At 65.1% G+C, this 8,316-nt stretch carries 2 protein-coding genes; one reads left to right on the top strand and one right to left on the bottom strand.

All coding sequences use genetic code 11. The features are described 5' to 3' along the window. The coding region (gene dnaE, locus G3N93_RS42285) for a DNA polymerase III subunit alpha (protein ID WP_307873434.1) at positions 1-7,151 on the bottom strand (7,151 nt) is incomplete at its 3' end. A 216-nt stretch (positions 7,152-7,367) separates the two neighbouring features. Here dnaE and G3N93_RS29085 point away from each other — a divergent pair. Continuing rightward, positions 7,368-8,222, top strand: a complete 855-nt coding sequence (locus G3N93_RS29085) for a sulfurtransferase (protein WP_174947432.1) — start codon at positions 7,368-7,370, stop codon at positions 8,220-8,222. Positions 8,223-8,316: the final 94 nt, after the last annotated feature.

The raw sequence follows: 8,316 nt of genomic DNA, 5'->3' as shown, positions 1-8,316 counted from the left end.
GAGCTGTTCGTCGACGACAGACCCGTCGAGGTCGAGGTCGACAGCGAATCGATCGAGCTGTTGGCCGACGACAAGCCGGTCGAGGTCGAAGTCGACAGCGAGGTGATCGAGCTGTTGGCGGACGACAGACCCGTCGAGGTCGAGGTGGACAGCGACGTGATCGAGCTGTTGGCCGACGACAGGCCCGTCGAAGTCGAAGTCGACAGTGAATCGATCGAGCTGTTAGCCGACGAGAGGCCGGTCGAGGTCGAGGTCGACAGCGACGAGACTGAGCTGTTCGTCGACGACAGACCCGTCGAGGTCGAGGTCGACAGCGAATCGATCGAGCTGTTGGCCGACGACAAGCCGGTCGAGGTCGAAGTCGACAGCGAGGTGATCGAGCTGTTGGCGGACGACAGACCCGTCGAGGTCGAGGTCGACAGCGAGGTGATCGAGCTGTTGGCCGACGACAGGCCGGTCGAAGTCGAAGTCGACAGTGAATCGATCGAGCTGTTAGCCGACGAGAGGCCGGTCGAGGTCGAGGTCGACAGCGACGAGACTGAGCTGTTCGTCGACGACAGACCCGTCGAGGTTGAAGTCGACAGCGAATCGATCGAGCTGTTTGCCGACGACAGACCCGTCGAGGTCGAGGTCGACAGCGAGGTGATCGAGCTGTTGGCCGACGACAGGCCGGTCGAGGTCGAGGTCGACAGCGACGTGATCGAGCTGTCAGCCGACGACAGACCGGTCGAGGTCGAGGTGGACAGCGACGAGACTGAGCTGTTCGTCGACGACAGACCCGTCGATGTCGAGGTCGACAGCGAATCGATCGAGCTGTTGGCCGAAGAGAGACCGGTCGACGTGGAGGTCGACAACGATGTGATCGAGCTATTAGCCGACGACAGACCCGTCGAGGTCGAAGTCGACAGCGAATCGATCGAGCTGTTGGCCGACGAGAGGCCGGTCGAGGTCGAGGTGGACAGCGACGTGATCGAGCTATTAGCCGACGACAGACCCGTCGAGGTCGAGGTCGACAGCGAAGTGATCGAGCTGTTAGCCGACGAGAGACCGGTCGATGTCGAGGTGGACAGCGACGAGACTGAGCTGTTCGTCGACGACAGACCCGTCGAGGTCGAAGTCGACAGCGAATCGATCGAGCTGTTGGCCGACGAGAGGCCGGTCGACGTCGAGGTCGACAGCGAGGTGATCGAGCTATTAGCCGACGACAGACCCGTCGAGGTCGAGGTCGACAGCGAATCGATCGAGCTGTTGGCCGAAGAGAGGCCGGTCGACGTCGAGGTGGACAGCGACGTGATCGAGCTATTAGCCGACGACAGACCCGTCGACGTCGAGGTCGACAGCGAATCGATCGAGCTGTTGGCCGAAGAGAGGCCGGTCGATGTCGAGGTCGACAGCGAGGTGATCGAGCTGTTAGCCGATGACAAACCGGTCGAGGTCGAGGTGGACAGCGACGCGACTGAGCTGTTCGTCGACGACAGACCCGTCGAGGTCGAGGTGGACAGCGAATCGATCGAGCTGTTAGCCGACGACAGGCCGGTCGAGGTCGAGGTGGACAGCGACGAGACTGAGCTGTTCGTCGACGACAGACCCGTCGATGTCGAGGTGGACAGCGAATCGATCGAGCTGTTGGCCGACGAGAGGCCAGTCGACGTCGAGGTGGACAGCGAAGTGATCGAGCTGTTAGCCGACGAGAGACCGGTCGAGGTCGAGGTGGACAACGACGTGATCGAGCTATTGGCCGACGACAGACCCGTCGAGGTCGAGGTGGACAGCGACGTGATCGAGCTATTGGCCGACGACAGACCCGTCGAGGTCGAGGTGGACAGCGAAGTGATCGAGCTGTTAGCCGACGACAGGCCGGTCGACGTCGAGGTGGACAGCGAGGTGATCGAGCTGTTTGCCGACGACAGACCCGTCGACGTCGAGGTGGACAACGACGTGATCGAGCTATTGGCCGACGACAACCCCGTCGACGTGGAAGTCGAAAGCGACGTGACCGAACTGTTGGTCGAGCTCAGGCCAGTCGACAGCGAACCAATACCGGTCGACAGCGACGAGATTGCGCTGCTGGACGACGACACCGTCGTCGACAGCGAATCCAGGGCCGTATTGGTCGCAAAGAGCTGCGAGCCGTTGATGGCGTCGGTACTGGTCGAGGAGATCGCGCCGGCCGCAACGTTCGTGACCTGGCGCTGGTTGGTCGAACTGCCAACGCTGACCACGCTCGTCGGATTGCCGCCTGCGAACGTGCTGGTTACGCCGCCGACGGTACCGGTAGGTGTCGGGTTGGCCGCGGCCGTGACGGAGCCGCTGCCCAGCGCGACGCTGCCGACGTTGCTCGCGACGGCGTTCGGGCCGATCGCGACCGCGCTGCTTGCGTTCGCGTTCGCGGCATTGCCGACGGCGACGCTGCTTGCGCCTGCTGCGTTCGCAGCATTGCCGACGGCGACGCTGCTCGCGCCCGCGGCAGTGGCGGCTACACCGGCTGCGAGCGAGTTGATGCCCGTTGCGCCGTCGTTGTTGTAATTGGCTTGTTGCACGCCACCGTCGTTGACGCTGTAGTAGTGCGTCTTCGCGGCATTGATCGCAGTCGAGGTCGACGTGGACAGCGAGCCGATCGAGCTGGTGGCCGACGAGAGGCCCGTCGAAGTCGACGAGGACAGCGACGTCACCGAGCTATTCGTCGAGCTGAGGCCGGTGGACAGCGAACCGATCGAGCTGGTGGCCGACGACAGACCGGTCGAGGTCGAGGTGGACAGCGAGGTGATCGAGCTGGTGGCCGACGACAGACCCGTCGAAGTCGACGAGGACAGCGACGTCACCGAGCTATTCGTCGAGCTGAGGCCGGTCGACAGCGAAGTGACCGAGCTGTTGGTCGACGAGAGGCCGGTCGACAGCGAGCCGATCGAGCTATTGGCGGACGACAGGCCCGTCGAAGTCGAAGTCGACAGCGACGTCACCGAGCTATTCGTCGAGCTAAGACCGGTGGACAGCGAGCCGATCGAGCTGGTGGCCGACGACAGACCCGTCGAGGTCGAAGTCGACAGCGACGTCACCGAGCTATTCGTCGAGCTAAGACCGGTGGACAGCGAACCGATCGAGCTGGTGGCCGACGACAGACCGGTCGAGGTCGAGGTGGACAGCGAGGTGATCGAGCTGTTGGCCGACGAGAGACCCGTCGACGTGGAAGTCGACAGCGAGGTGATCGAGCTGTTAGCCGACGACAGACCCGTCGAGGTCGAAGTCGACAGCGAAGTGACCGAGCTATTGGTCGACGAGAGGCCGGTGGACAGCGAACCGATCGAGCTGTTGGCCGACGACAGACCCGTCGACGTGGAAGTCGACAGCGACGTCACCGAGCTATTCGTCGAGCTGAGGCCGGTGGAAAGCGAACCGATCGAGCTGGTGGCCGACGACAGACCAGTCGACGTCGAAGTCGACAGCGACGTCACCGAGCTATTCGTCGAGCTGAGGCCGGTGGAAAGCGAACCGATCGAGCTGGTGGCCGACGACAGGCCGGTCGACGTGGAAGTCGACAGCGACGTCACCGAGCTATTCGTCGAGCTGAGGCCGGTGGACAGCGAACCGATCGAGCTGGTGGCCGACGAGAGGCCTGTCGAGGTCGACGAGGACAGCGACGTCACCGAGCTATTCGTCGAGCTGAGGCCGGTGGACAGCGAACCGATCGAGCTGGTGGCCGACGACAGACCCGTCGACGTGGAAGTCGACAGCGAGGTGATCGAGCTGTTGGCCGACGACAGGCCGGTGGAGGCCGCCGCGCTGGCGCCGCTCTCCGCTACCACCCCCGCGCCGCCGCGCGGCGCCGGCGCTTCGACCACGCTCGCCGCCGGATCGTCCTTCGACACGTGCGGCTCGAGCACGCGGCGCAGTGCGGCCGCGTCGGCGTTGCCGTTCATCGTCAGCCGAACGGCCTGCGCATAGCGGCTGCGCCCGCGCTCGAGATCCATCACGGTATCGGCCGTGAAGCGGATGCCGCCCGTGAACGCATCGTTGCGCGCCTGCCCCTGCACGATCAGCAGCTCGTCTTCCTTGAACAGCGCTTTATTCGCCTCGAACTGCTCGTTGAAGATCGTGATCTCGCACTGGCCCGAGCCATCGTCGAGCAGCGCGATCAGCATCTTGCCGCGCTGGGTCATCTGCGTGCGCAGCGACGCGATGATGCCGGCCACGAGCTTGTCGCGCCCTTCCTTCAGGTCGCCGACCTTCTGCCGCACGAAGCGGCGCACCTCGTCGCGATACGCGTCGAACAGGTGGCCGGACAGGTAGAAGCCGAGTGCGCCCTTTTCTTCCTGCAGGCGGCGCTTGTCGTCCCACGCAGGCTCGTCGACCAGCGCATGCGCGTGCGGCGACTCGGCGCCCATGTCGAACAGGCCGGCCTGCATCGCGTTCGCCTCGGCCTGGTCGGCCGCTTCCATCGCCAGCGGCACCGACGCGATCAGCTGCGCACGGTTCGTGTTCAGCGAATCGAACGCGCCGGCACGGATCAGCGCCTCGACCGTGCGGCGGTTGACGACGCGCCGGTCGATCCGCTCGCAGAAGTCGAACAGGTCGGTGAACGTCTTTTCCTCGCGGGCGCGCAGGATTTCCTCGATCGCATTCTGGCCGCTGCCCTTCACCGCGCCGAGACCGTAGCGGATCGTGCGCGAGCGCTTGCCGTCGGCTTCGGCGACCGGCTCGAAGCGGTAATGCGACTGGTTGATGTCCGGCGGCAGCACGGCGAGGTTGTTCACGACGCAATCGTCGAACAGGATCTTCACCTTGTCGGTGTCGTCCATCGCCAGCGTCATGTTGGCCGCCATGAATTCGGCCGGATGGTGCGCCTTCAGCCACGCGGTGTAGTACGCGAGCAGCGCATAGGCGGCCGCGTGCGACTTGTTGAAGCCGTAGCCCGCGAACTTCTCCATCAAGTCGAAGATCTCGTCGGACTTCTCGCGCGTGAGGCCGTTCGTCGCCGCGCCCTCCGCGAAGATCTCGCGGTGCTTGGCCATCTCCTCGGGCTTCTTCTTGCCCATCGCGCGACGCAGCAAGTCCGCGCCGCCGAGCGAGTAGCCGCCGATGATCTGCGCCATCTGCATCACCTGCTCCTGATAGACCATGATGCCGTAGGTCTCTTTCAGGACGGGTTCGACGCGCGGATCCGGATAGTCGACCTTCTCGCGGCCGTGCTTCCGTGCGCAGAAGCTCGGAATCAGGTCCATCGGGCCCGGACGGTACAACGACACGAGCGCGATGATGTCCTCGAAGCGGTCGGGCTGCGCATCCTTCAGCATGCCCTGCATCCCGCGGCTTTCCAGCTGGAACACCGCGACCGTGTTGGCCTTCTTCAGGATCTGGAACGAGGCGGGATCGTCGAGCGGCACCTGCGCGAGCGACCAGTCGGCCTTCGACGGATCGAGGCGGCGGATGTAGCGCTCGGCCCAGTCGAGGATCGTCAGCGTCGTGAGACCCAGAAAGTCGAACTTCACGAGGCCGACGGCTTCGACGTCGTCCTTGTCGTACTGGCTGACCACGCCGCCGTCGTCGCCCTGCGTGTACAGCGGGCAGAAATCGGTCAGCTTGCCGGGCGCGATCAGCACGCCGCCCGCGTGCATCCCGACGTTACGCGTGAGGCCCTCGACGCGCTGCGCGAGATCGAGCAGCTGGTGCACTTCGTCCTCGTGGTCGTAGCGCTCCTGCAGCTGCGGCTCTTCCTTCATCGCGTCGGCGATCGTCACGTGCTTGCCCGGCTTGAACGGGATCAGCTTCGCGATGCCGTCGGTGAACATGTAGCCGAGGTCGAGCACGCGGCCGATGTCGCGCACGGCCGCCTTCGCGGCCATCGTGCCGAAGGTGGCGATCTGCGACACGGCGTCCGCGCCGTACTTCTCCTTCACGTACTGGATCACGCGGTCGCGGCCGTGCTGGCAGAAGTCGATGTCGAAGTCGGGCATCGACACGCGTTCCGGGTTCAGGAAACGCTCGAACAGCAGGTTGTAGCGCAGCGGGTCGAGGTCGGTAATGCCGAGCGCGTACGCGACCAGCGAACCGGCGCCCGAGCCGCGGCCCGGGCCGACCGGCACGCCGTTGTTCTTCGCCCAGTTGATGAAGTCCGCGACGATCAGGAAGTAGCCCGGGAAGCCCATCTTCGTGATGGTCCCGCACTCGAATTCGAGTCGCTTGTAATACGTGTCGCGCTGCGCATCGCGTTCGGCTTCGGCCGGATACAGCTGCGCAAGACGGGTCTCGAGCCCTTCCTTCGACAGCTGGACCAGGTAGTCGTCGAGCGACATGCCGTCCGGCGTCGGGAACAGCGGCAGTTTCGGCTTGCCGAGCTCGAGCTTCAGGTTGCAGCGCTTCGCGACTTCGACCGTGTTCGCGATCGCCGACGGCAGGTCGGCGAACAGCGCGGCCATGTCGTCCTGCGTGCGGAAATACTGATCGGTCGTGAACCGCTTCTGGCGCCGCGGGTTCGCGAGGATGTCGCCTTCCGAGATACACACGCGCGCTTCGTGCGCGGTGAAATCGTCGTCGGTCATGAACTGCGTCGGGTGCGTCGCGACGACCGGCAGCTTCAGCGCCGCGGCGAGCGTCGCGGCCTGCTGGATGTACGCCTCGGCGCCCGGCTGGCCGTAACGCTGCAGCTCGATGTAGAAACCGCCCGGGAACACCTTCGCCCAGCGCTCGGCGTGACGGCGCGCGGCCTCTTCGTTGCCCGCGGCAAGCGCGAGCCCGATATCGCCCTGTTGCGCGCCCGACAGCGCAAGCAGCCCCTGCGAAAGCTCGCCGTCGAGCCAGCTCGCGTCGAGTTCCGCACGGCCGCGGTACTGGTTCGTAAGCCACGCCTTCGACAGCAACTCGCACAGATTCAGGTAGCCGACCTTGTCCTTGACGAGCAGCAGCAGCCGCGACGGCTTGTCGCGGTCGTCCGGATTGGCGATCCAGACGTCGCAGCCGGCGATCGGCTTGATGCCCTTGCCGCGGGCTTCCTGGTAGAAACGGACGAGGCCGAATGCGTTGCCGAGATCGGTGAGCGCGAGCGCGCCCTGACCGTCTGCGGCCGCCGCCTTGACGATGTCGTCAATGCGCACGATGCCGTCGGCAATCGAGAATTCGGAGTGAACGCGAAGATGGACGAAGCGGGGATCTGACATGGGCGCTATTGTAGCCGGCCCGCCGCGCAGGCTGCCCAAAAAATCCCCGCCCTGGCCGTTCGGCCGATGCACGCGACCGCACGTCGCGCGGCTGGCCAAACGGCAGGATGCCGGCCTGGGCGCGGTTTGCGGGATAATACGGTTTTTCGAATCAACGCCCCGGCTTCGCACCCTTTTTTGCGGGCCGCCGTGCGGCCGTTTTCCCGTCGGACCATCATGACCATCGTCAACCTCGCCGCCTACCACTTCGTGTCGCTCGACACGAACGAGCAATGGCGCCCGCTCGTCACCGCCCGCTGCAACGAACTCGACCTGCGCGGCACGATCCTGCTCGCGCCGGAAGGCATCAACCTGTTCATCGCCGGCACGCGCGAAGCCGCCGACGCGTTCATCGCGTACCTCCGCCACGATCCGCTGTTCGAAGGCAAATTCGCGACGCTGCAGTTCAAGGAAAGCCTGTCCGACTCGCAGCCGTTCCGCCGCATGCTCGTGCGCCTGAAGCGCGAGATCATCACGATGAAGAAGCCGGCGATCAAGCCGGAACTCGGCCGCGCGCCGTTCGTCGACGCACAGACGCTGAAGACGTGGCTCGACCGCGGCCACGACGACACGGGCCGCCCGGTCGTGATGCTCGACACGCGCAATGCATTCGAAGTCGACGTCGGCACGTTCGACGACGCACTCGACTACCGGATCGACAAGTTCAGCGAATTCCCGGAAGTGATCGACGCGAACCGCGCCGACCTCGAAGGCAAGACGGTCGTGTCGTTCTGCACGGGCGGCATCCGCTGCGAGAAAGCCGCGATCCACATGAAGGAAATCGGCATCGAGAACGTGTACCAGCTCGAAGGCGGGATCCTGAAGTACTTCGAGGAAGTCGGCGGCGCGCACTATCACGGCGACTGCTTCGTGTTCGATTACCGCACCGCGCTGAACCCGCAACTCCAGCCCACCGAAAACGTCACGTGCTTCGCATGCCGCGCGGTCGTCACGCCGGAAGCGCAACAGTCGCCGAGCTACGTGCCCGGCCAGTCGTGCCCGGCCTGCGCACCCGCAGCCAGCGCCGCGTAAGCGCACACTGCCCCGCGCCCCGATGACCGGCTATCGCGGCCGCTTCGCGCCGTCGCCCACCGGCCCGCTGCATTTCGGCTCGCTGGTCGGCGCG

The sequence above is a fragment of the Burkholderia sp. Se-20378 genome (assembly GCF_017104665.1).
GTDB classification, from domain to species: Bacteria; Pseudomonadota; Gammaproteobacteria; order Burkholderiales; family Burkholderiaceae; genus Burkholderia; species Burkholderia lata.
This window is presented reverse-complemented; position numbering and strand designations above follow the sequence as displayed.

What these genes read in the sequence shown, in the direction of transcription:
- G3N93_RS29085 (WP_174947432.1), top strand. Translation starts at nt 7,368, where the DNA reads ATGACCATCGTCAACCTCGCCGCCTACCACTTCGTGTCGCTCGACACG.